The organism is Bradyrhizobium sp. B025 (assembly GCF_042257955.1).
Lineage (GTDB): Bacteria > Pseudomonadota > Alphaproteobacteria > Rhizobiales > Xanthobacteraceae > Bradyrhizobium > Bradyrhizobium diazoefficiens.
Genome location: NZ_CP170150.1, coordinates 6,615,702 through 6,637,358, shown reverse-complemented (window position 1 = coordinate 6,637,358; position 21,657 = coordinate 6,615,702). Strand labels below are relative to the sequence as shown.

Genomic DNA, 21,657 nt, shown 5'->3' with positions numbered 1-21,657 from the left:
CCGGGCCATGCGGCGATTGGCTTGCCTTCGCCGGGGCAGGCGCAGCGACCAAAGCCCATTGGAGATCCAGTCGTGGTTCGCTTGCATGTCGAACGTTTCATTCGCAGCCGGATTGTTCGCCGATCCTTGGCGCTCGGGATCATCGCTCTGAGCGGATGGACCCTGTTGCCGTATGTGACCTACCGAATCGCTCCCTCCGCCTATGTCAATGCCGAGCTCATGCGGGTGACTGCACCGATGGCGGGTCAGCTCTCGTCAGATCTTCCACGCAAGGGTGAATATTTCCAGCGCACCCGGGTGGTGCCGCTGGTCGAGGCGCGTTCGCCGGATCGCCGGCACCTCATGGACCTTGATCAGCAGCTTGCCATGTCCACCAAACGCGCCGAGCTCGCACGTCGGCAACTGGAGGAAATCGCCGAGCTCGATCGCAAGCTCGGCGAGCGCAGCGAGGACTATCGTTTGGGGATGGTGGCGCGCCTGAGCCACGAGATCGGCGAAACGGAAGCTGAAAAAGGCGGCTGTCTCGCCGAGGCGCGGCAGCGGAACGATGTCGCGGGCCGGATGGAGAGGCTCGTGAAGCTCGGCATCAGTTCGCAGATCCGCTCCGGTGAGGCCCAGGCCTCGCAGGAGGCAACCGCAACGCGGTGCCAGATGGCCGATGAACGCCTGCAGCGCCTCAAGACCGAGATGGGGGCGGTCGAGAAGGGCATCTATCTTCGTGGCGATGCCAATGACGTGCCCTATTCTCAGCAGCAGCGCGAGCGGCTTGTCCTCCGCCGCCAGGAGCTCGAGACGGACCTGTTGCAGAACAGCTCACGTGCCGCGCAGCTGGCCGCGGAGATCGCAGAGGAACGCACTCGACTTGATCGTCTCGATCACTACGATCTGTCCTTGCCCGCAGCCCATGTGGTCTGGTCGGTCGCGGCCAGCCCGGGCTCGATGGTCACGGAAGGGCAATCGGTCTTCGATTTTGCAGATTGCGAGCGCCGGTTCATCGTTGTTGAACTCCCCGAGCGTGATTTCGAGAAGATCAAGGCCGGAGATGCGGCTACCGTCCGCCTGATTGGGAGCCGCGAATGGAAGACCGGCCAGATCCGGCAAGTCCGCGGATCGGCAGCCTACGGCGATGATCGGCTGCTTGCGGCTCGGGTGCCGCGGCCTGATCCGGGCAACATCACCGTAGAGATATCGCTTCCGCCCAATGAGACGTCGGCCGACCGCAACGGCTCCTGCGATATCGGACGGTTGGCTGAGGTGCGCTTCGAGCGCAGCGCCGACGGCCTGCTACGATTGGTCAGCTCGAAGTTGAAATGGCTGACCGCTCGCCTGGAGCTCGACCAGTCGTCCCTGTAAGCGAGATGTTCCATGCAGGCCATGACTCTGCCTCTCTCTCAGCTGTTCGCGCCGATGCTGGGCATCTTTGCGGCGATGTACCTGTTGGCGCCGACCTTTCCAGTCGCGCGCCCTTGGGCGCGAGTCGCGGTCTTTGTCGTGGTTTGGCTCGTGGTCGCCCGCTATCTCGAATGGCGTATTTGCACCACCGTGCTGCCGGCAAGCGGGAGCTGGTATCAGGTCGGCTGGATCTGGCTCTGTCTGTTCGTCGAGCTTCTGACCTTCACAGATCAGTTCATTCTCTATCTGACTTTCCTTCGCAGGACCGATCGCCGCAGCGAAGCAGATCAGCACGAGCGTCGGCTTCGCAGCCTGCCGGATGACGAGTTGCCCTCGGTCGACGTCTTTATTCCGACCTATGACGAGCCATTCGAGGTGCTGGAAAAGACGATCACGGGCGCGCTGTGCCTGGGCTATCCAAATTTCCAGGTCTGGGTCTTGGATGATGGTCGCAGGCCCTGGCTCAGGGAACTCTGCAAGCAAAAGGGCGCCGGCTATCTCACGCGCGCCGACAACTTGAATGCCAAGGCCGGCAATATCAATCATGCCCTGACGAAGACGAGCGGCGAATTCTTCGCGATCTTTGATGCGGACTTCGTGCCGCAGCGCAATTTCCTGATGCGCACGATGGGCTTCTTCGCCGATCCAAAGATCGGAATCGTTCAGATCCCGCACACCTTCTACAATGAGGACCCGATGCAGGCGAATCTCGGCCTGCACAGGGGACTGCCGGACGAGCAACGGTTCTTCTTCGATTCCATCATGCCGGCGCGCGACGGCTGGGATGGTGCCTTTTGTTGTGGTTCCAACTCCGTCACGCGTCGCGCGGCACTCCGCGCGGTGGGCGATGCCTTGCCGACCCAGTCCATTACGGAAGACATGCTGTTGACGCTGGTCCTGCTGCGCAAGGGGTACGTTACTCGCTATCTACGCGAGCCGCTGGCGATTGGACTGGCGCCGGAAAGCCTTGACGCCTTTTTCGTGCAGCGGCAACGCTGGGCGCGTGGCGCGATCCAGACGCTGTATCTCGCCGACGGCCCGCTCGGCCCCGGACTGGGCTTGATGCATCGGCTCCTCTTCTTTCCGACGCATTGGCTCTCAATGGGCCTGCGGGCGCTCGCGGTCGTGTTGGTTCCGATCGTGTTCATGTGGACTGGGCTAGCGCCTGTCGTCGACGTCACTCCTGAGTCGGTCTTCTATTACTTGTTCCCCGCGATCCTGGCGCTTAACGGCGGCATCTCCTGGTTCGCGCCGCACGAGCACTTTCCGCTCGCCGCTCAGGTATCGGCGACTATCCAGAGCTTCAAGATCTTGCCAACGGTGCTCGGGACTCTCGTCAAGCCGACGGGGCATGCGTTCAGGGTAACGCCCAAGGGCGCAGCCGCGCGACGCGCAAGCTACGCCGCGGAGATATTCTGGCCATCGGCGGGTCTGATGGCGTTGACGGTCGTCGGCGTGGTTCTCAACACCATCCCGGAATGGCGGATCATCGATCATCCGGGCGCTTTACCGATGGTCGCCTTCTGGTCGGTCGTGAACATCGTCGTGCTCTTCTTCGTCTGCATGACCTCGCTGCAGGCGCGGATGGGACGTGCCGAGGAGCGTTTCGATGTCGATGAATCAGTCTTGATCCTGACTGGGACCGGCGAGGTGCTTTCTGGGCGCGTGAGCAACGTCTCCCTCTCTGGCGCCGGCGTTCTGCTCGGCGCCGGCATTGACTGTCCTCGCGCTGGAGAACCGCTGCGCGTGCACATCGCGCAGGTGGGGTGGATCGACGCGATGGTCATGCAGCAAAGAGGCCATCTCGTCGGGCTGCAGTTCCATTTGCCGCAGTCGCTTGAACGAGACCTGCTGATCCGCAAGCTCTTTACCGTCGCCCGCCTGAGGGGCAACGGCGTCATCGCGTGCTCGGTGAACAGGGCGATGCTCAAGAACATCTGGTCAATGGCCGCGCCGTTGCCCCACATTGTTGCAGGCGGCGCCAAGCCCGCGCCGCTTTCGCCGACCGAACGTCTGCCGGCAGAGAGCCTGGTCATTCGGCCTCAACCGCGGATCGACGACTTGGCACATCTTGCCGGAGTTCGAAGCCGTCATCCGGCGAGTTTTACTGAACCTCACTTTGGTCGAGTGGCCGGCACAGTGCTCGAGGCCGTCAAGCTGAGCTGATTGCTGTGTTATCCTTCTCGTCCGACCAGTCCATGGGCTATCGATCGACGGTCAGGCCGCTCATCGATGCCGTCAGTCTCCTTCCGGTGCTCTGCCAAAAACCTCAACCGGAACGAGCAACCATTCCTTAGCCCAAGGCGTTTACGGGGTTGAGGGTGGAGGGAGCGTCTCTTGATCGATCACCGTAGTGATGTTCGCCAGGGGCGTCTGACGCTCTGGGTCTCCGCATTTGTGGCGGTCGCTTGCTTGGCGATGGTCGCGCTCAGCGGCTGGCGGGAGTGGTCCTCGCGACAGACGCTGCTGAAGGGCTCCGAAACGGACATGGCCAATCTGGCCCGGTCGGTGACGCAACACGCGGACGATACGTTCGAACTCGCGGACACCGTTCTCAATGTGTTAGTTGGCCAACTCGAACTCGAGGGAACCAGCCCGGCGGCAATCGCCAAGATTCAGACCTTTCTTTCCCGGCGCAAAGCCGCGAACCGGATCCGCGCCGTGTTCGTCTATGACGAGACCGGCCGCTGGCTCGCGACCAGCGAGCCTGTGGATTTCGCCAGTCTCAACAACAGCGACCGAGAGTATTTCCAGCATCATCGCGCCATGGCTGACCGGGGAACCTTCATCGGGCCTCCAGTGAGGAGCAGGTCGGGCGGGCAATGGATCATCACCGCGTCAAGGCGCTTCAATCATCCTGACGGCAGTTTTGCCGGAGTGGCTCTTACCACGATCGATGTCGACTACTTTCTGCAATTCTATCGCGGGTTCGACGTTGGCCAGAACGGCTCAATCTCACTGGCGACAGCGAAAGGCATTGTCCTCGCGCGTAGCCCGGACAACGGATATACGGGCCGCGATCTGTCGAATGCACCGCTCTTTAGGAATTTCCGCGAACGGCCGGCTGCGGGCGTCTACTACTTCACGTCGCCTCTCGACGGCGTTCGGCGACTGAGCTTTTATCAACTGAGCAGTCGCTACCCCGTTCTCGTGGTTGCGACGGAATCGGAAGACGACGTCTTGGCTCCATGGCGCAGGGCCGCGCTGATGCGCATGGCTGCGGTGCTGGGACTGATAGGAGGGCTCGCTGTTGCGGGGCTTTTGCTGGTGCGCCAGTTGCACCTGCGGCAAAAGATGGCCGCCGCCCTGATCGCCAAGGAGGCGGATTTTCGCCTCCTTGCGGAGCAGTCGGGAGACATGGTCATGCGCATCGCGCTCGATGGACGCATCCTCTATACGTCGCCGTCCAGCGCGCGGGTTCTCGGCTGGGCTCCGAACGAATTGGTGGATACGTCGGCCCTTGCCGGCATAAATCCCGCGGACCTGGCCCGGGTTGAGCAAACGATCTCCGCGCTGATGAACGGCGAAGCCGAGGAGGCTAGAATCACTTATCGCACTCGGCATCGCGAGAAAGGCGAGGTCTGGATCGAAACCGCGCTGCGCGTCGCAAGGAGCGCGCAGAGTGGAGACATCAACGGCGTGGTGGCGATCTCGCGCGACATGACCGAACGTAAGGACCTGGAGGATAAGCTGTCGGCTCTCGCCAGTTCGGATGGCCTGACGGCCCTGGCAAACCGCAGACACTTCGACGAGCGGCTAGAGGCGGAATGGGACCGGGCGAGGCGCGAAGGAACGCCTCTGTCACTGTTGCTGATGGACGTCGATCATTTCAAGCGTTTCAACGATCAGTACGGGCATCAGGCGGGCGATGCATGTCTTCGCTCGGTCGCCGGGGTCCTGGCAGAGCAGGCCAGACGGCCTGCAGACGTAGCCGCTCGGTATGGTGGTGAGGAATTCGCGTTGCTGCTGCCAAACACCGACATGGGAGGGTGCGAGCAGGTCGGCGAACGAATCCGGCAAGCGATTCAGGACCTCGGCATCCTCCACGCGCTCAACCCGCCATCCAAGCAGGTCACCCTCAGTATTGGTGGCGCCACACATATGTCGTTCGCCGACAAGGCGGATTGCACGTCGTTGATTGTGGCTGCGGATAAAGCGCTCTACGCCGCCAAGGAGAGCGGACGCAACCGCCTTGTGATGTCAGGGCAAGTCGTCGCGTGGCCCGGCTCGATACGGGCTTGAAGAGCAGCCCTAGCGCGGCGTGCGCCTCACGAATTCACGTGCACGAAATCCCGCAGCAGCGGATAGATCTCGTTGTTCCAGCGCTTGCCGGAGAACACGCCGTAATGGCCGACGCCGGCCTGCATGTGGTGCACGCGGCGATAGGCGCGCACGCCGGTGCAGAGGTCTTGCGCGGCGAGCGTCTGGCCGATAGAGCAGATGTCGTCCTTCTCGCCCTCGACCGTCATCAGCCCCATGCGGCTGACGGCCTTGGTGTTCACCGGCCGTCCCCGATGCATCAGCTTGCCCTGCGGCAGCAGATGCTCCTGGAATACGTCGCGCACGGTCTCGATGTAGAATTCCGCGGGCAGATCCATCACCGCGAAATATTCGTCGTAGAAGGTCTTGATGGTCGCCGCCTTTTCCTTCTCGCCCTTGGCGATGTGGTTGGCGAGGTCCATGTGCTGCTTGATGTGCCGCTCGAGATTCATCGAGACGAAGGCCGTGAGCTGCACGAAGCCCGGATAGACCTTGCGCAGCGCGCCGCGGCACTGCACCGGCACGTAGTTGATCAGGTTCTGCTCGAACCAGTCGATCGGCCTGCTCTTGGCGAATTCGTTCACCCTGGTCGGCTGGATCCGCGTGTCGATCGGCCCTGCCATCAGCGTCAGCGTGGCGGGACGCGAGGGATGGTTGTCCTCGCACATGACGGCGGCGGCCGCGAGCGCCGAGACCGACGGCTGGCAGATCGCCACCATATGCGGGCGCGGGCCGAGCTGGCCGAGGAAGTCGATGAGGTGGTCGGTGTAGTCGTCGAGCCCGAAGCGGCCCTCGCTGCGCGGAATGTCGCGCGGATTGTGCCAGTCGGTGATGTAGACGTCGTGGTCCTGGAGCAGCGTCTTCACGGTGCCGCGCAGCAGCGTCGCGAAATGGCCGGACATCGGCGCGACCAGCAGCATGCGCGGCTGCTCGGGCACGCCCTGCTTCTTGAAGTGCAGCAGCGAGCCGAACGGGGTCGCGTAGGCGATCTCCTCGGTGACGGCGACCTCACGGTTGCCTACCATGACGCTGTCGATGCCGTAGGCCGGGCGATGGTAGGTGAGGGTGGAGCGCGAGATCAGCTCCAGCGCCGCCGACAGCCGGCCGACGACCTGGTGCGATACGCCCTGCGGCACCAGATTGAGGAACTTGAGCGCAGACGAGGCGCCCGCGCGCCACGGCGCCGTCAGGTCCATCTGGTTCTGAAAGGCTTGATAATACATCGACATCATACTGAAGCGCCCACCTGTCCCATGGTGCCATGCAATATCGAAGCCAAAACTGAGTCAAATCGCCCGCAAAACTGGCACATCGCTTGCTCTTCAAGCGGGGTGTACACATTGGAAGCACAGGTAGTGGGCATGCCCGCGGGCCGGGCGGGGTGCCCATCTCAGGCGTGAGGGAAGAGGCCATATGGCGAAGGCGACACTGACCATCAGCAGCAAGAACTACTCGTCCTGGTCGCTGCGTGGCTGGCTGCTGACGAAGTTTTCCGGGCTCGATTTCGAGGAGATCGTGACCGCGCCCGACGACGCCTCCGCGCGCGCCGAAATCCTGTTGCTGTCGTCGTCGATCCTGGTGCCATGCCTGCGGCACGAGGGCGCGACTGTCTGGGATACGCTGGCGATTGCCGAATACCTCAACGAGGTGATGCCGGACGCCGGCCTGTTGCCGGATGACCGCGTCCAGCGCGCTCATTGCCGCTCGATCTGCGGCGAAATCCATTCCGGCTTCACCACGCTGCGCGCCTCGCTGCCTGTCAATCTGAAGGGGCACTTCCCCGGCTTCAAGATCTGGTCGCGCGCGCAGGCCGACATCGACCGCGTCTGGTCCATCTGGCGCGATTGCCTGGAGAAATCGGGCGGCCCGTTCCTGTTCGGTGAGAGGCGCACCATGGCGGATGCGATGTACGCGCCCGTGGTGACGCGCTTCGTGACCTATGACGTCAAGCTCGAGCCGCTTCTGAAGGCCTACGCCGATACCATCATGGCCATGCCCGAGATGAAGGAATGGATCGCGGCGGCCAAGGAAGAGCCGGCCGAGATCGAGGAGCTCGAGGTCGAATATTAGGCAGGCGTTGCGCTGGCCTGCCTGTTTAGGGGGCGGGGACCGGCTGGGGCGGCGGTGCGAGCCATGCCTTGTCCACCGTTAACCTTTGGCGCCGGCTCCAGGCTTGAGCCCGCCCGGCCGTCGCGCAGATATTGTGCGCGAAGACAGACCCGCATCGACATCTAGCCGTGAACAGGCGTGGACGAGGCGATTCGGCTGATTCGGACGCGATTCGTTCGAACCGCGTTCCGAAGGTTAAGGCGGAGCGCGGCCCCGTTGCATTTTGGAACAGAAGCCGCTGTCAGGCGACGCCGGAGTGCTTCACACGCGGCAAGCGCCAGCCGATCACGGTCGCTTCGACCGCGATGCCGGCCTCGTGGTTCTGCCAGCGTCCCTCGACATAGCGGCAGGCGAACGGCAGTTGATACGTTCCGCTGTGATCCTCGCACAGCACTTCGACCGGCAAGCCAGGTGGCGGCTCTCCAGCGCCGTCGAATTCCGCCAGACGTCTATCGCGCGTTGCCATTCCAAAAATCTCCCCTAATCAAAGCCGCGGAAAGAGCGCCCATTTCTTCCGCGCGCGGTTCACTGCTCCCTGTCCCAAGGGAACAAGCCAAGCTCAACGCGAGAATGCGGTACGAGTGTGGTAGCGTCCGGCGGCTGTGCGCAAACAGCGCACATTGCCGTGATCAATTTGACGAGGAACCTGCATGCCGTTTCGAAGCGCCGGCGTCTGTGTCGTGATGTTGCTGCTCGCCACGCTGGCGATCGCGCCGCTCCGCGCGCAGGACGTGCCCGGCATCGAGATCTGCACCGTCGAGAAGACCATGGAGCGGCGCACGAGCTGCCTCCAGAGCAACGTCGATTTCCTCCAGAAGACGATCACCAGGCTCAACCTCGATCACCAGCAGAAGCTGGATGCCGCCAATCGCCAGATCGACGCGTTGAAGACGAGCCTTGCCGGCTTGCAGAAGACGCTCGGCGATCTCCAGGCCGCGCAAACGAAGATCGCGGAGGACGTGAAGAAGAAGCAGGACGCGCCGCCGGCCAAGGACGCGGCGAAATAGGCGCCGCGCTCACGCGACGCGATATCGCTCCATCACGCCGCGGTCGGGCTCATAGCCGAGCCCAAGCCCAGTCGGCACCGCGACATGGCCGGTGGCATCGACGTCGGCGCGGCCGCCCCAGAGGCAGGCCTCGCGCTTCAGGTAGAACATCTCGACGAACCCGTCGTCGCGCCCCGCCAGCAGATGCAAGGTCGCAAGCAGGCCGGGGCCGAAATACGGGGAGTGCGGGACGATCTTGACGCCGAGCCGATCGGCGAGCGCCGCGACCTTCAGAAACTCCGTGATGCCGCCGACCTTGATCACCGACGGCTGGGCGTGGCTCACCGCGCCCGCATTCATCATCTGGCGGAATTGATATTCCGTGCAGGCGTTCTCGCCGGCGGCGACGCCGAGCCCGCCCTTGCTGCGGACCTCGGCGAGCGCGGCAAAATCCTCCGGTGGCCAGACCGGCTCCTCCAGGAACATCGGCTGCGCGTCCCGGCATGTCCCGGCGAACGCGATCGCCTGCTCGCCTGACAGCGGGCAGTTCATGTCCACCATCAGCGGTATGCCCGGCCCGATCGCCTCGCGCGCGGCATAGACCGCCGGCGCCGTGGTCTCGTGCAGCTTGATGGCGCCATAGCCGAGCGCGAGCGCCTTCTTGCATTCGCTGGCGATGTTGTCGGGCGTGCCGATCCGCAACAGGCTCGCATAGGCCGGAATGGCCGGGCGCCTGGTCTCGCCGAGCAGGCGGTGCACCGGCACGCCCTTGATCTTCGCGGCGAGGTCCCAAAGCGCGATGTCGAGCCCGGAGATCGCGAACATGGTGATGCCGTAGCGGCCGAACAGATGCAGATTGCGCTGGATCTGCTCCATCACCGCGGGAATGCCGGCGGCATCGGGAACCTCAAGCCCACGTGCCTGCGGTGCGATCATCTCCTCGACGGCGCTGCGCGTGGTGCGGGGGCAGACATAGGCGAAGGCATCGCCCCAGCCGGTCAACCCTGCATCGGTCGTGACCTCGACGATCACCATGTCGAGCGCGGTGATGGCGGAGGCGCCCTGCCGGAAGCTCGCGACACCGGCGTCATAGGGGATGCGGATCTGGTGCGCCCGCACATCGGTGATCTTCATGACGCGGTTCCTCCTGCTTTCTTGTGAGCGGTTTCAAGGACGTCCCGAGTGTAGCCATGAACGGCGGGACGTTGCCAGTGGCTGTGCCGGCGTTATTCTCTTGCGGGACCGCAACGCCGATCAAGCGAAGCCCGCGGCGTTCCGTGCATCATGGTCGCGCTTCGAACGAGGGCCCGAACCAGCATGAATCCAGCCCAGCGCGCGCTCTGGTATATCGAGAGCCATCTGGCCGAGCCGATGACGCTCCACGAGATCGCTGCGATATCCGGCGTGTCGCGGTTCCACATCGTGCGCGCGTTTGCCGCAGCCACCGGCCTGCCGGTGATGCGTTACGTGCGCGCGCGGCGGCTGACCGAGGCGGCGCGCAGTCTTGCGAACGGCGCGCCGGACATCCTGTCGCTGGCGCTGGAGGCGGATTACGGCTCGCACGAAGCATTCACCCGCGCGTTCCGCGACCAGTTCGGCACCACACCCGAAGCGGTGCGGGTCGCGACGTGCACCGGCCATCTCAAGCTTCAGGAGCCGATCCTCATGGACTCCACCATCTCAGACACTCTCGCCCCGCCGCGTTTCGAGACCGCAACCGCCTTCCTTGTCGCCGGCATCAGTGAGCGCATCTCCTGCGACAACGGCGCGATCATCCCGGGGATGTGGCAGCGCTTCCACCAGGAGGTTGGCGACATTCCGGCGCGTGTCGGCAACGTCGCCTATGGCGTCTGCTGCAACGGCGACGATGCCGGCAATTTCGACTACATCGCCGGTGTCGAGGTCAGCGATTATTCCGACCTGCCGCGCCGCTTCGGCCGCATCCGCATCCCCGAGCAGCGCTATGCGGTGTTCGCCCACACCGACCACGTCGCCTCGATCAGGCGCACCGTCAACACGATCTGGAATCAGTGGCTGCCCGCCTCCGGCCTGAAGGCCGCAGACGCGCCGAACTTCGAGCGCTACGACGAAAAATTCGATCCCGCGACCGGCAATGGCGGCTTCGAGATCTGGGTGCCGGTGCGCGGGTAGCACGATCCGCGATGACCCTTAATCGCGCCTTGCGGCGCAACGCTGGCATACCGTCCCGCTTGCTTGGCAAGCCCCGGTGACTTTGTCATAACCGCAGGCAAAGCTTGCGTGTGGGGCCCGTGCCGGACATCCCGTGCAAGCCATAACAAGCAGCCGGGAGGGTCTCAATGTCTGACGTCCGCGTTCTCGCCACCGACCTCGAATTTCCCGAAGGGCCGGTCGTGATGCCGGACGGTTCGGTGGTGCTGGTGGAAATCCGCGGCCAGCGCCTGACCCGCGTCTATCCCGACGGCCGCAAGGAGATCGTGGCGAAGGTGCCGGGCGGACCGAATGGCGCCGCCCTCGGCCCCGACGGCAAGATCTACATCTGCAACAATGGCGGCTTCTCCTGGATTCCGACCGGCCAGATGATCATGCCGGGCCCGCAGCCGGACAACTATCTCGGCGGCTCGATCCAGCGAGTCGACCTGCAATCCGGCAAGGTCGAGACCGTCGTGACCAAATGCGGCGAGCACGATCTGCGCGGGCCGAACGATCTGGTGTTCGACAGGCACGGCGGCCTCTGGTTCTCCGATCTCGGCAAGCGCCGCGCGCGCGAGATGGACGTCGGCGGCATATATTATCTCAAGCCCGGCATGAAAGAGGTCGTGGAGGTCGTGCACGGCGTGCTGCCGGCCAACGGCATCGGGCTCTCGCCGGACGAGAACACCGTCTACATCGCGGAGACGCCGACGGCGCGGCTCTGGGCCTATGAGCTCTCCGCGCCCGGCACGCTGAGGCCGCGCGAGGTGATCTATCGCGGCGAGCGGGGCAAGCCGATCTGCGGCCTCGGCGGCTACCAGATGTTCGACTCGCTTGCGGTGGAGGCGAACGGCAATGTCTGCGTCGCCACCCTCGTCTCCGGCTGCATCTCGGTGATCGCGCCTGACGGCACCCTGGTCGAGCAGGTGCCGACCGGCGACCGCGTCACCACCAACATCGCCTTCGGCGGCCCCGGGCTGAAGACCGCCTACATCACGCTGTCAGGCAAGGGCGAGCTGATCGCCATGGACTGGCCGCGCGGCGGTTTGCCGTTGAACTTCTTGAACAAGTGACAATCGCGTAAAACGCGATTGTCATCCCGGGGCTATGCGGAGCATAGAACCCGGGATCTCGAGATTCTCAGGTGCGCAATTGCGCACCATAGTCTGGTCCTTCGGACCATCCCGGAATGACATTCATGAGGAACGATTCAATGCCCTGGCCTGATCCCATCACCCTGCGTGGACAGCACGCCCGTCTCGAGCCGCTGTCGCGTCAGCATATCGAGGGGCTGACCGAGGCCGTGAAGGACGGCGAGCTCTCGAAACTCTGGTACACTGCGATTCCCCTGCCTGAGAACATGGGCAAGGAGATCGACCGCCGCCTGGCCTTGCAAGCCGCAGGCTCGATGCTGCCGTTCACCGTGTTCGACGCCGGCGGCAACATCGTCGGCATGACGACCTACATGAATATCGATGCCGCCAACCGCCGCGTCGAGATCGGCTCGACCTGGTATGGCAAGAGCGCGCAGCGCGGCCCGCTCAATACGCAGTGCAAGCTGCTGCTGCTCCGGCACGCCTTCGAGACGCTGAACTGCATCGCGGTCGAATTCCGTACGCACTACTTCAACCACCAGAGCCGCCGCGCCATCGAGCGCCTGGGCGCCAAGCAGGACGGCATTCTGCGCAGCCACCAGGTCGCGCCGAACGGCACGCTGCGCGACACCGTGGTCTACAGCATTACCGCCGCCGAATGGCCGACAGTGCAGGCGCATCTCGAATTTCAACTCAACGACAAGCCGCGCTGAGCGGCCGAGGCACCATGGACAGATTTGATTATGTGATCGTCGGCGCGGGCTCCGCCGGCTGCGTGCTTGCCAACCGGCTCAGCGAAGATCCGAACGTTAGCGTCTGCGTGCTGGAGGCGGGCCCGAGCGACTGGCACCCGTACATCCATCTGCCGGCGGGCTTCATCAAGACCTTCCACATGAAGAGCATCAACTGGGCCTACCAGCAGGAGCCGGGGCCCTACACCGGCGGGCGCAGCATCTACGCGCCGCGCGGCAAGACGCTCGGTGGCTCGTCCTCGATCAACGGCCACATCTACAATCGCGGCCAGCGCATGGATTTCGACACCTGGGCGCAGATGGGCAATCGCGGCTGGGGCTATGCCGACGTGCTGCCTTACTTCAAGCGGCTGGAGAAGCGGGTCGGCGAGGGTGAGGACACCTATCGCGGACGCGACGGCAACCTCATCGTCACCACCATGGACTGGCGCGATCCGCTCTGCGAGGCCTTCATGGAGGGCGCGGTCTCGCTCGGCATCCCGCGTAACCCCGACTACAACGGCGCGAAGCAGGAAGGCGTCTCCTACTGCCAGCGCACCATCGACAAGGGCCTGCGCGTCTCCGGCTCGACCGCGTTCCTGAAGCCCGCGATGAAGCGCCCCAATTTGCATGTGCACACCCACGCGCACGCGACCGAGATCATCTTCGAGGGTAAGCGCGCGGTGGGCGTGCGCTACACCAAGGGCGGCCGCGGCGGCACGCCGGTCGAGGTGCGCGCCAACAAGGAAGTGATCCTGTCCGGCGGCACCTATAATTCGCCGCAACTGCTCCAGCTCTCCGGCGTCGGCTCGCCGGACCTGCTGGCCGCCCATGGCATCGCGGTGCGCCATGCGTTGCCGGTCGGCGAAGGCCTCCAGGATCATTACGCGCCGCGCACGGTGGCGCGCGTAAAAGACATCAAGACCATCAACGAACTCCGCCGCGGCTTCTCGCTGTGGATCGAGGCGCTGAAATGGGCAACCGCGCGCCGCGGCCTGCTCTCGCTGTCGCCGACCATGGTCTATTGCTTCTGGCACTCCGGCGAGAGCGCCGAGTCTTCCGACCTGCAGCTCACCTTCACACCGGCAAGCTACAAGGAAGGCGTGCAGGGCCAGCTCGAGGACGAGCCCGGCATGACGGTGGCCTCCTGGCAGCAGCGCCCCGAGAGCCGCGGCTATGTCCGCATTCGCTCGGCCGATCCGTTCGCGCCGCCGATCATCCAGACCAATTACCTCGACGCCGAGCTCGACCGCCGCGTCATCGTCGGCGGCATGAAGCTCGCACGGCGCCTTTTGAAGAGTGCGCCGCTGTCGCCCTATTACGCCTACGAGGATTTCCCCGGCCCCAACATCAACACCGACGACGAATTCCTCGCCGCCGCCACCGAACGCGGCACCACCACCTTCCACCCCGGCTGCACCTGCCGCATGGGTCCGGCGGACAGCACGTGGGCAGTGGTCGACGACCAACTTCGCGTCCACGGGTTGGAGGGCCTCCGCGTGATCGATGCCTCCGTGATGCCGCGCATGATCTCGGCGAATTTGAACGCATCCACGATGATGATCGCCGACCGTGCCTCGGACCTGATCCGCGGCAAGGTGCCGATGGAAGCCGCGCGGATTCCGGATGCGGCGGTGGCGTGAGATCTTCGTAGGGTGGGTTAGCTAGCGGCTGCGCGAAGAGCAGTCCGCGCGGCGTAACCCACCACCTCTCTGGACGCGGAGACAAAAGAGGTGGGTTACGCTGTTGCTAACCCACCCTACTAGATTTGCTGTGTCGCTCACCCGTCAATCCCTCCCCGCAAAAATATTCCACTTTACCGAAATTCGGAATTGCGGCATACATCGAGCCAGCCCGGCCCGACGAAGAGGGGCGGTTCGCGAGTCGTTCGAAACGCGGGCCGGGTTGCGGTGGACGCGGCAGCGTCGTGTGCGAGAGGCTGAGGGCAGGGCGGATTGCTCTCCGTGAGCCCAAAACTTCGTGCGGACGAACGGCGCTGCGTGCGTACGGCAAAACCGTGTGGTCCTGGCCGTCGTTGCTACGGTCAAGCTCTTGCTGATGCGACAGTCGCGTCAACCGGCGCGGTGTCGGTGAATTCCGCGAGGACGAGGGAGGCCAGAACGAACTCGGCTCCCGGGAGAGCACGGCATAAGCCGTCCGACCACTGCGCAGGGAAGGCCGTGTGTTGGGCTTCACCTGTATGCCGCTGTGCAGTTTTTCTGCGTGTGCCTTCGCACGGCGGACCGTGGGTGCCAGCCGGCACCCGGCCTTCCCTGCGCCCTCTTTCCTGGACGGTGTGATGGAGAGAGCAAAGCTCGGGCGAGATGAGCCGCGAGGATGCGAAGTCGTGTCTGTGACCACACACTCGCTGTCATCGCCCGCGAAGGCGGGCGATCCAGTATTCCAGAGGCGGTTGTGATGGAGCCGAGAGGCTGCGGCGTACTGGATTCCCCGCCTTCGCGGGGAATGACAGCGTCATCTGGAGAACCAGCCCATACCTCATCCTCCGTCATTGCGCGAGCGCAGCGAAGCAATCCAGACTGTTTCCGCGGAGGGCTTCTGGATTGCTTCGCTGCGCTCGCAATGACGAGGTTGGGGCAGCGCGCAAATGCCTCCCCAACGTCGTCCTGGCGAACGCCAGGACCCATTACCCCAGGGAGTGGTTTGGTGGGCGGTACTGGCCCCGGAGTCTTATCGATAAATCACGCGGTATGGGTCCCGGCCCCCGTGCGCAATTGCGCACTAGGTGTGGTCTTTCAGGAGGTTGTCCATCTGGTCTGAACCGAGGAAGCTGAGGTTGCGAAGCTTCAGTGTTCCAAGGAGAGACCAGATGAACGTCCACAAGAATGCGCCTTTGACGCCCAAAGGTCGAGAGGCGATGGTGCGAAGCGTGGTCGAGGGCGGGCTGAGCCAGGCCGACGCGGCTTTCCAGTTCAACACGACGCCGAAGACCGTTGCCAAATGGGTCAAGCGGTTCCGCGAGGAAGGCGTAGAAGGGTTGCGCGACCGCTCCTCCAGACCCCACTCATCGCCGAGCCAAACCCCGCCAGCCACTTGCACGGTTGTCGAGGTCTTGCGCCGCCAACGTCATACCGGCAAGCAGATCGCAGCTAAGGCCGCTGTATCACCGGCCACTGTCAGCCGCATTCTGCGCCGCTTGGGACTAAACCGGATCCGTGATCTCGAACCGGTCGAGCCGGAACGCCGCTATGAACGCGAGACCCCAGGCGAGATCATTCACATCGACATCAAGAAGCTCGGGCGTTTCAAGCGTGTTGGCCACCGCATCACTGGCGATCCGAGTGGTCCGAACAAGAGCCGCGGCGCCGGCTGGGATTTCGTCCACGTCTGCATCGACGACCATTCCCGCGTCGCCTTCTCCGAGATCAAGCCCGATGAGACGGCGGACAGCGCTGTTCCCTTTCTCAAGGCCGCTGTGGCTTATTACAAAAGGCTCGGCGTCACCGTCACGCGTGTCATGACCGACAATGGGAGTTGCTACCAGTCCTTCGCCTTCCGCGACGCTTGCCGGGACCTCGGCATCAAGCATATCCGCACCAAGCCTTACACGCCGAGAACAAACGGCAAAGCCGAGCGCTTCATTCAGACAGCGCTTCGCGAATGGGCTTATGCCAAAGCCTATCCCACATCAGATCGGCGCGCCCGGGAGCTGCCCATCTGGCTGCACCAATACAACTGGCACCGGCCCCACGGTGGTATAAACTCTCAAACGCCGATCAGCCGGCTCGGTTTGACCGAGGACAACCTCTTGAGGCTCCACAACTAGGCCGGGACGACACCGGGCGTGTGGTTGGCGGCGCGCCGACCTACACTTCCCTTCGGCTCAAGAACGCCAGCCGCTCGAACAGATGCACGTCCTGCTCGTTCTTCAGCAGCGCACCGTGCAGCGGCGGGATCAGCTTGCGCGGATCGCGCTCGCGCAGTTGCTCCACGCTCATGTCCTCGTTGAGCAGCAGCTTGAGCCAGTCCAAAAGCTCCGAGGTGGACGGCTTCTTCTTCAGGCCGGGCACCTCGCGCACTTCGAAGAAGATGCGCAGCGCCTCTTCCACCAGGCGCTTCTTGATGCCGGGGAAGTGGACGTCGACGATGCGGCCCATGGTGTCGGCGTCGGGGAACTTGATGTAGTGGAAGAAGCAGCGGCGCAGGAACGCGTCCGGCAGCTCCTTCTCGTTGTTGGAGGTGATCATCATGATCGGGCGCTGCTTCGCCTTGATCGTCTCGCTGGTCTCGTAGACATGGAATTCCATGCGGTCGAGCTCGAGCAGCAAATCGTTCGGGAACTCGATGTCGGCCTTGTCGATTTCGTCGATCAGCAGCACCGGGCGCTGTTCGGCGGTGAACGCCTCCCACAGCTTGCCGCGCTTGATGTAGTTCCTGATGTCGGAGACGCGGGCATCGCCGAGCTGGCTGTCGCGCAGGCGCGACACCGCGTCGTATTCGTAGAGGCCCTGCTGTGCCTTGGTGGTGGACTTGATATGCCAGGTCAGAAGCGGCGCGTTCAGCGCCTTGGCCACTTCCTCCGCCAGCACCGTCTTGCCGGTGCCGGGCTCGCCCTTGATGAGGAGCGGGCGCTCCAGCACGATCGAGGCATTGACGGCGACCTTGAGATCGTCGGTCGCAACATAGTCCTTGGTGCCGGTAAATTTCATCGCGCGTCCTTGTTGGTCGTCGTCCCAGATCTTGCCCTGCAGGCATCGCCCTGGTCCAACAAACGGAACGGCCGCTCATGGCGGCCGTTCCTGGTTCGGTCAGGCTTTCAGACCCGTTTTATCAGCGAAAGGATGACGAGCACAATCACCGCGCCGATGGTGGCATCCACGATGGCGCCGACCGTGCCGGTGGCGAGCTGGATGTGCAGCTGAGGCAGCACCCAGCCCGCCACCAGCGCGCCGATGATGCCGACGACCATGTTGCCGATCAGCCCAAATCCCGCCCCGTGGACAATCTTGCCGGCGAGCCAGCCGGCGATCGCGCCGATGATGAGTGCTGCGAGAATTCCCATTGCAAACGTCCCCAAAACAACCCCGTGAGGTGGCCAATTCTAGAGCAAAAAGCCTCCCGGTCCAGCAGCGTTCGCGATCTCGCTTCACCTCTCCCAATGGGAGAGATGAAGCGCCCCTTGACGTCCGCCCCCCGACGGGCAATCTGTCACCCATGTTCCTGCAATTCTTCACTTCTCTGCGCGATGCGCAGGTCCCCGTGACGCTGCGCGAATACCTCACGCTGATGGAGGCGCTCGACGCTGACCTCGCGGACTACACCGTCGAGAATTTCTACTATCTGTCGCGCGCCTCGCTGGTGAAGGACGAGCGCAATCTCGACAAGTTCGACCGCGTCTTCGGCACCGTGTTCAAGGGGCTGGAGAGCCTGCTCGAGGCCATGGACAAGGCCGAGATCCCCGAGGAGTGGCTGAAGAAGCTCGCGGAGAAGTATCTCACCGAGGAAGAGAAGAAGCAGATCGAGGCCATGGGCTGGGACAAGCTCATGGAGACCCTGAAGAAACGCCTCGAGGAGCAAAAGGGGCGGCATCAGGGCGGCTCGAAGTGGATCGGCACCGCCGGCACCTCGCCGTTCGGGGCCCACGGCTATAATCCCGAGGGCGTCCGCATCGGTCAGGAGAAGAACCGCAACAACCGCGCCGTGAAGGTGTGGGACAAGCGCGAGTTCAAGGATCTCGACGGCAATGTCGAGCTCGGCATCCGCAACATCAAGGTGGCGCTGCGGCGCCTGCGCAAGTTCGCGCGCACCGGCGCGCCTGATGAGCTCGATCTCGACACCACCATCCGCGAGACCGCCAATCACGGTTATCTCGACGTGCACATGCGGCCCGAGCGGCGCAACGCGGTGAAGCTCCTGGTGTTCTTCGACATCGGCGGCTCGATGGATTCGCATATCGAGCAGGTCGAGGAGCTGTTCTCGGCGGCGAAGAGCGAGTTCAAGCACATGGAGTATTTCTACTTCCACAACTGCCTCTATGAAGGCGTGTGGAAGCAGAATAAGCGCCGTTTCACCGACCGCACGCCGACCTGGGACGTGCTGCACAAATACCCGCACGACTACAAGGTCGTGTTCGTCGGCGACGCCTCGATGTCGCCTTACGAGATCATGGTGCCGGGCGGCTCGGTCGAGCATGTCAACGAGGAGCCGGGTTCGGTCTGGCTCGACCGCATCATCCGCACCTATCCGCATACGGTGTGGCTCAATCCGGTCGCGCAGAAGCACTGGGACTATTCGGAATCGACCACCATCATCAAGCGCATCTTCACCAATCGCATGTTCCCGATCACGATCGAGGGGCTGGAGGGTGCGATGAAGGAATTGACGCACTAGCGCCCTCCACCGTCATTCCGGACGGCCGCAAAGCGGCCGATCCGGAATCTCGAGATGGAGTGTGACGATCGAGGTTCCGGGTTCGATGCTTCGCATCGCCCCGGAACGACGGAAGAGAAGAAGGGAAGACCCATGCCCCAGACCATCACCCGCGGCATCAAGGCGCTGATCGACGAGGCCAATGCCGAGATCGAGACGCTCACCGCCAAGGACGCCATCGAGATCTCCAAGAACGGCGACGTCGTCATCGTCGACATCCGCGATCCCCGCGAGATCGAGCGCGACGGCCGCATCCCCGGCGCGTTCGCTTGCACCCGCGGCATGCTGGAATTCTGGATCGATCCGCAGAGCCCCTATGCCAAGCCGATCTTCCAGGAAGACAAGAAGTTCGTCTTCCACTGCGCCGGCGGCCTGCGCTCCGCGCTCGCTGCCAAGACCGCGCAGGACATGGGCCTCAAGCCCGTCGCCCACATCGCCGGCGGCTACGCCGCCTGGCGCGACGCCGGCGGCCCGACGGAGCAGTGGGAGCCGAAGAAGAAGGGTTAGATCTCTCCCTTCGTCATTCCGGGGCGCGCGTAGCGCGAACCCGGAATCCATTCATCCACCATCTCTGCCGCGCGATAGATTCCGGGCTCGCGCTACGCGCGCCCCGGAATGACAAGGAAAGACCGATGACCCCCGACCCCCTCGTGTCCACCGAATGGCTCGCCGCCCATATCAACGACGCCAACCTTAAAGTGCTCGACGCCAGCTTCAAGCTGCCGGGCGTGCTGCCGCTGCCGAAGGACGACTATCTCGCCGCGCATCTGCCCGGCGCGGTGTTCTTCGACGTCGACGCGGTGTCGGATCATTCCAACCCGCTGCCGCATATGTATCCGAGCGCCGAGCAGTTCGGCCGCGACGTCGGCAATCTCGGCATCGGTAATGCCGACACGGTCGTGATCTACGATGCCGGCGGCTGGGTCGCCGCGCCGCGCGCGTGGTGGATGTTCCTGGCTTTCGGCCACGGCAATGTACGCATCCTCAATGGCGGCCTGAAGAAGTGGCGCGCCGAGGGGCGTCCCGTCGAGAGCGGCGAGGTGAAGCCAAAGCCTGCGACGTTCAAGGCGAGCTATGATTCAAAACGCGTGCGCAGCATGCAGCAGCTCATCGCCAACGTCGAAAGCAACAAAGAGCAGGTGATCGACGCACGCGCCGCCGACCGTTTCGAGGGCCGCGCGCCCGAGCCGCGCGCGGGCATCCGCTCCGGCCACATCCCCGGCGCCCGCAACGTGCCCTACAATCTCCTGTTCGATGCCGCGACCGGAACGATGAAGCCGCTCGACGATCTGCGTGCCGCTTTCACCGGTGCCGGCGTCAAGCTCGATGCGCCGATCGTGACGAGCTGCGGCTCGGGTGTGTCGGCCGGCGTGCTGACGCTCGCGCTCTATCGCCTCGGTATCACCGATACCGCGCTCTATGACGGCTCATGGTCGGAATGGGGCCAGGCCGGCGGCCCGCCGGTCGCGACCGGGCCGGCGTAAGCTTACTGGCGCGCGCGCGTGGTCGTCGTAGCGAAGGTCTGCTGCGGCTGTCCAAACGGGTCAAGCGACTGCTGCAGCTGTTGAGGCGGCGGGCGCCGCACCACGCGGTGCCGCTTCTTCGCCTTCGCCCGCGGCTTCGTCGCCTTGCTGTCCGGTGCGCTGCTGTCCGCCTTGGCCTTGGCCGGCGGATCCTTCCAGGCCGTGGTCGCGGGATCGTTCAGTGCAGCCATCCTGGCTGAGGCGGCATCGAGCGCCGAGGATTCCAGGGCGAGGCTAGGGTCAGCCGGGGCCGGCGCGCCGGCGGTCGGGACAGGGGGGGCCTCGGGGATCGATGCCGTGGTGTCGGCAGGGGTGAGCGTGTCGGTGGGAGCTGGTGCCGTGGCTTCCGTCGTCGTCTCGGCCTTGGCCGGTTCGGCGGCCGAGGTGTCAGCCGAAGGTGTAGCGACCTGGGGCTGAGCGTCAGCCTCACTCGTCACCGCCGCGACCTGATCGGGCTCGCTCACCGGCAGGGCGATGGTCGGCACCTGGTCGCGCAGCGACGGCGCGGTGGGCTCGGCCGGCTCCGGCTCCGCCCGCAAGGCCGCGAGCACCGGCTGGGCCGGCTCGGACGCCTGGGCAAACATCCGCTCCTGCGGGCCGTTCCGCCAGGAGGGGTTGCTGACATACTGCTCGTGGCTCGCCCGCAGCAGCGCGGCGGCGCCCAAGCCGAACACCAGGATGGAGGTTGACAGCAGGATCGCGGCAAGCAGGAAGCGAAAGCCGGGAAGCATCGAGGGATTGCGAATTTCCGCCCCGGCGGCGAGCTGGCCAGGGCCAATGAGCCATCTGAACGCGGTGACGGTACTGGTTGCCGCGTTCGCCACGCGGAATCGGAGCTCAAAGCGGCGGCGAATCAGGCTGATTCGAACATATCGCAACCCCTCCGCGCCGTTCCCTTAAAATCGGGGTCGATGACTCCGGCAATCCACGGCGGAATGCGATTTCCGCCCCCGTGATGCAACGGAGCAACGGTAGTCTTGCGGATCACAAATCGGCAAAT

General features: G+C 64.0%; 19 protein-coding genes. 13 read left to right on the top strand and 6 right to left on the bottom strand.

Annotated features, from left to right (window positions below; translation table 11 throughout):
• Positions 1-72: 72 nt before the first annotated feature.
• The 3 genes from ACE10W_RS31260 to ACE10W_RS31250 all read left to right on the top strand — a co-directional run bounded on the left by ACE10W_RS31260 (position 73) and on the right by ACE10W_RS31250 (position 5,634).
• A complete protein-coding gene (locus tag ACE10W_RS31260) occupies positions 73-1,353 on the top strand; it encodes an HlyD family efflux transporter periplasmic adaptor subunit (protein ID WP_236842121.1) in 1,281 nt (426 codons plus the stop codon).
• Positions 1,354-1,365: 12 nt separating this feature from the next.
• Entirely contained in the window at positions 1,366-3,558 is a 2,193-nt protein-coding gene (locus ACE10W_RS31255; protein WP_375762355.1) for a glycosyltransferase, read from the top strand.
• A gap of 252 nt (positions 3,559-3,810) precedes the next feature.
• Positions 3,811-5,634, top strand: a complete 1,824-nt coding sequence (locus tag ACE10W_RS31250; RefSeq protein WP_375762784.1) for a diguanylate cyclase domain-containing protein — start codon at positions 3,811-3,813, stop codon at positions 5,632-5,634.
• A 26-nt stretch (positions 5,635-5,660) separates the two neighbouring features.
• Here ACE10W_RS31250 and ACE10W_RS31245 read toward each other — a convergent pair whose 3' ends face one another.
• The gene (locus tag ACE10W_RS31245) at positions 5,661-6,884 is read right to left on the bottom strand and encodes a polyhydroxyalkanoate depolymerase (protein ID WP_375762354.1); all 1,224 of its coding nucleotides are present in this window, start codon (positions 6,882-6,884) and stop codon (positions 5,661-5,663) included.
• A gap of 181 nt (positions 6,885-7,065) precedes the next feature.
• On the opposite strand from ACE10W_RS31245, the gene ACE10W_RS31240 reads away from it, so the two are divergent.
• Positions 7,066-7,722, top strand: a complete 657-nt coding sequence (locus ACE10W_RS31240) for a glutathione S-transferase family protein (RefSeq protein ID WP_375762353.1) — start codon at positions 7,066-7,068, stop codon at positions 7,720-7,722.
• A 280-nt stretch (positions 7,723-8,002) separates the two neighbouring features.
• Here ACE10W_RS31240 and ACE10W_RS31235 read toward each other — a convergent pair whose 3' ends face one another.
• The gene (locus tag ACE10W_RS31235; RefSeq protein WP_011089440.1) at positions 8,003-8,227 is read right to left on the bottom strand and encodes a hypothetical protein; all 225 of its coding nucleotides are present in this window, start codon (positions 8,225-8,227) and stop codon (positions 8,003-8,005) included.
• 184 nt (positions 8,228-8,411) lie between these two features.
• Here ACE10W_RS31235 and ACE10W_RS31230 point away from each other — a divergent pair, with 184 nt between their 5' ends.
• Complete coding sequence (locus ACE10W_RS31230) at positions 8,412-8,768, top strand: hypothetical protein (protein ID WP_110117158.1); 357 nt, start codon at positions 8,412-8,414, stop codon at positions 8,766-8,768.
• A 9-nt stretch (positions 8,769-8,777) separates the two neighbouring features.
• Here ACE10W_RS31230 and ACE10W_RS31225 read toward each other — a convergent pair whose 3' ends face one another.
• Positions 8,778-9,881, bottom strand: a complete 1,104-nt coding sequence (locus ACE10W_RS31225; protein ID WP_375762352.1) for a mandelate racemase/muconate lactonizing enzyme family protein — start codon at positions 9,879-9,881, stop codon at positions 8,778-8,780.
• A 183-nt stretch (positions 9,882-10,064) separates the two neighbouring features.
• Between ACE10W_RS31225 and ACE10W_RS31220 the strand changes: the two genes are divergently transcribed.
• The 5 genes from ACE10W_RS31220 to ACE10W_RS31200 all read left to right on the top strand — a co-directional run bounded on the left by ACE10W_RS31220 (position 10,065) and on the right by ACE10W_RS31200 (position 16,531).
• Positions 10,065-10,898, top strand: a complete 834-nt coding sequence (locus ACE10W_RS31220) for a GyrI-like domain-containing protein (RefSeq protein WP_375762351.1) — start codon at positions 10,065-10,067, stop codon at positions 10,896-10,898.
• Positions 10,899-11,065: 167 nt separating this feature from the next.
• Positions 11,066-11,992, top strand: a complete 927-nt coding sequence (locus ACE10W_RS31215) for an SMP-30/gluconolactonase/LRE family protein (protein WP_375762350.1) — start codon at positions 11,066-11,068, stop codon at positions 11,990-11,992.
• Between the two features lie 140 nt (positions 11,993-12,132).
• Positions 12,133-12,726, top strand: coding sequence for a GNAT family N-acetyltransferase (locus tag ACE10W_RS31210; protein ID WP_038967669.1), 594 nt, complete (start codon positions 12,133-12,135; stop codon positions 12,724-12,726).
• Between the two features lie 14 nt (positions 12,727-12,740).
• On the top strand, positions 12,741-14,387 hold the full coding sequence (locus tag ACE10W_RS31205) for a GMC family oxidoreductase (RefSeq protein WP_211433794.1): 1,647 nt from the start codon (positions 12,741-12,743) through the stop codon (positions 14,385-14,387).
• Positions 14,388-15,574: 1,187 nt separating this feature from the next.
• Entirely contained in the window at positions 15,575-16,531 is a 957-nt protein-coding gene (locus ACE10W_RS31200; RefSeq protein WP_182871944.1) for an IS481 family transposase, read from the top strand.
• A gap of 40 nt (positions 16,532-16,571) precedes the next feature.
• On the opposite strand, the gene ACE10W_RS31195 is transcribed toward ACE10W_RS31200, so the two are convergent.
• On the bottom strand, positions 16,572-17,414 hold the full coding sequence (locus ACE10W_RS31195) for a MoxR family ATPase (RefSeq protein WP_060908657.1): 843 nt from the start codon (positions 17,412-17,414) through the stop codon (positions 16,572-16,574).
• Between the two features lie 107 nt (positions 17,415-17,521).
• Positions 17,522-17,767, bottom strand: coding sequence for a GlsB/YeaQ/YmgE family stress response membrane protein (locus ACE10W_RS31190; RefSeq protein ID WP_011089433.1), 246 nt, complete (start codon positions 17,765-17,767; stop codon positions 17,522-17,524).
• A gap of 152 nt (positions 17,768-17,919) precedes the next feature.
• On the opposite strand from ACE10W_RS31190, the gene ACE10W_RS31185 reads away from it, so the two are divergent.
• The 3 genes from ACE10W_RS31185 to sseA all read left to right on the top strand — a co-directional run bounded on the left by ACE10W_RS31185 (position 17,920) and on the right by sseA (position 20,618).
• Positions 17,920-19,095 (top strand): VWA domain-containing protein, encoded by a 1,176-nt coding sequence (locus ACE10W_RS31185; RefSeq protein WP_011089432.1) that lies wholly within the window; start codon positions 17,920-17,922, stop codon positions 19,093-19,095.
• Between the two features lie 132 nt (positions 19,096-19,227).
• Positions 19,228-19,641 carry a rhodanese-like domain-containing protein gene (locus ACE10W_RS31180; protein WP_018641027.1) on the top strand — a complete coding sequence of 138 codons (414 nt, stop codon included), beginning with the start codon at positions 19,228-19,230 and terminating at the stop codon, positions 19,639-19,641.
• Positions 19,642-19,766: 125 nt separating this feature from the next.
• On the top strand, positions 19,767-20,618 hold the full coding sequence (sseA, locus tag ACE10W_RS31175) for a 3-mercaptopyruvate sulfurtransferase (RefSeq protein ID WP_028174595.1): 852 nt from the start codon (positions 19,767-19,769) through the stop codon (positions 20,616-20,618).
• 2 nt (positions 20,619-20,620) lie between these two features.
• Here the strand turns inward: sseA and ACE10W_RS31170 are convergent, their stop codons facing one another.
• Positions 20,621-21,388, bottom strand: coding sequence for a hypothetical protein (locus ACE10W_RS31170; RefSeq protein WP_375762783.1), 768 nt, complete (start codon positions 21,386-21,388; stop codon positions 20,621-20,623).
• Positions 21,389-21,657: the final 269 nt, after the last annotated feature.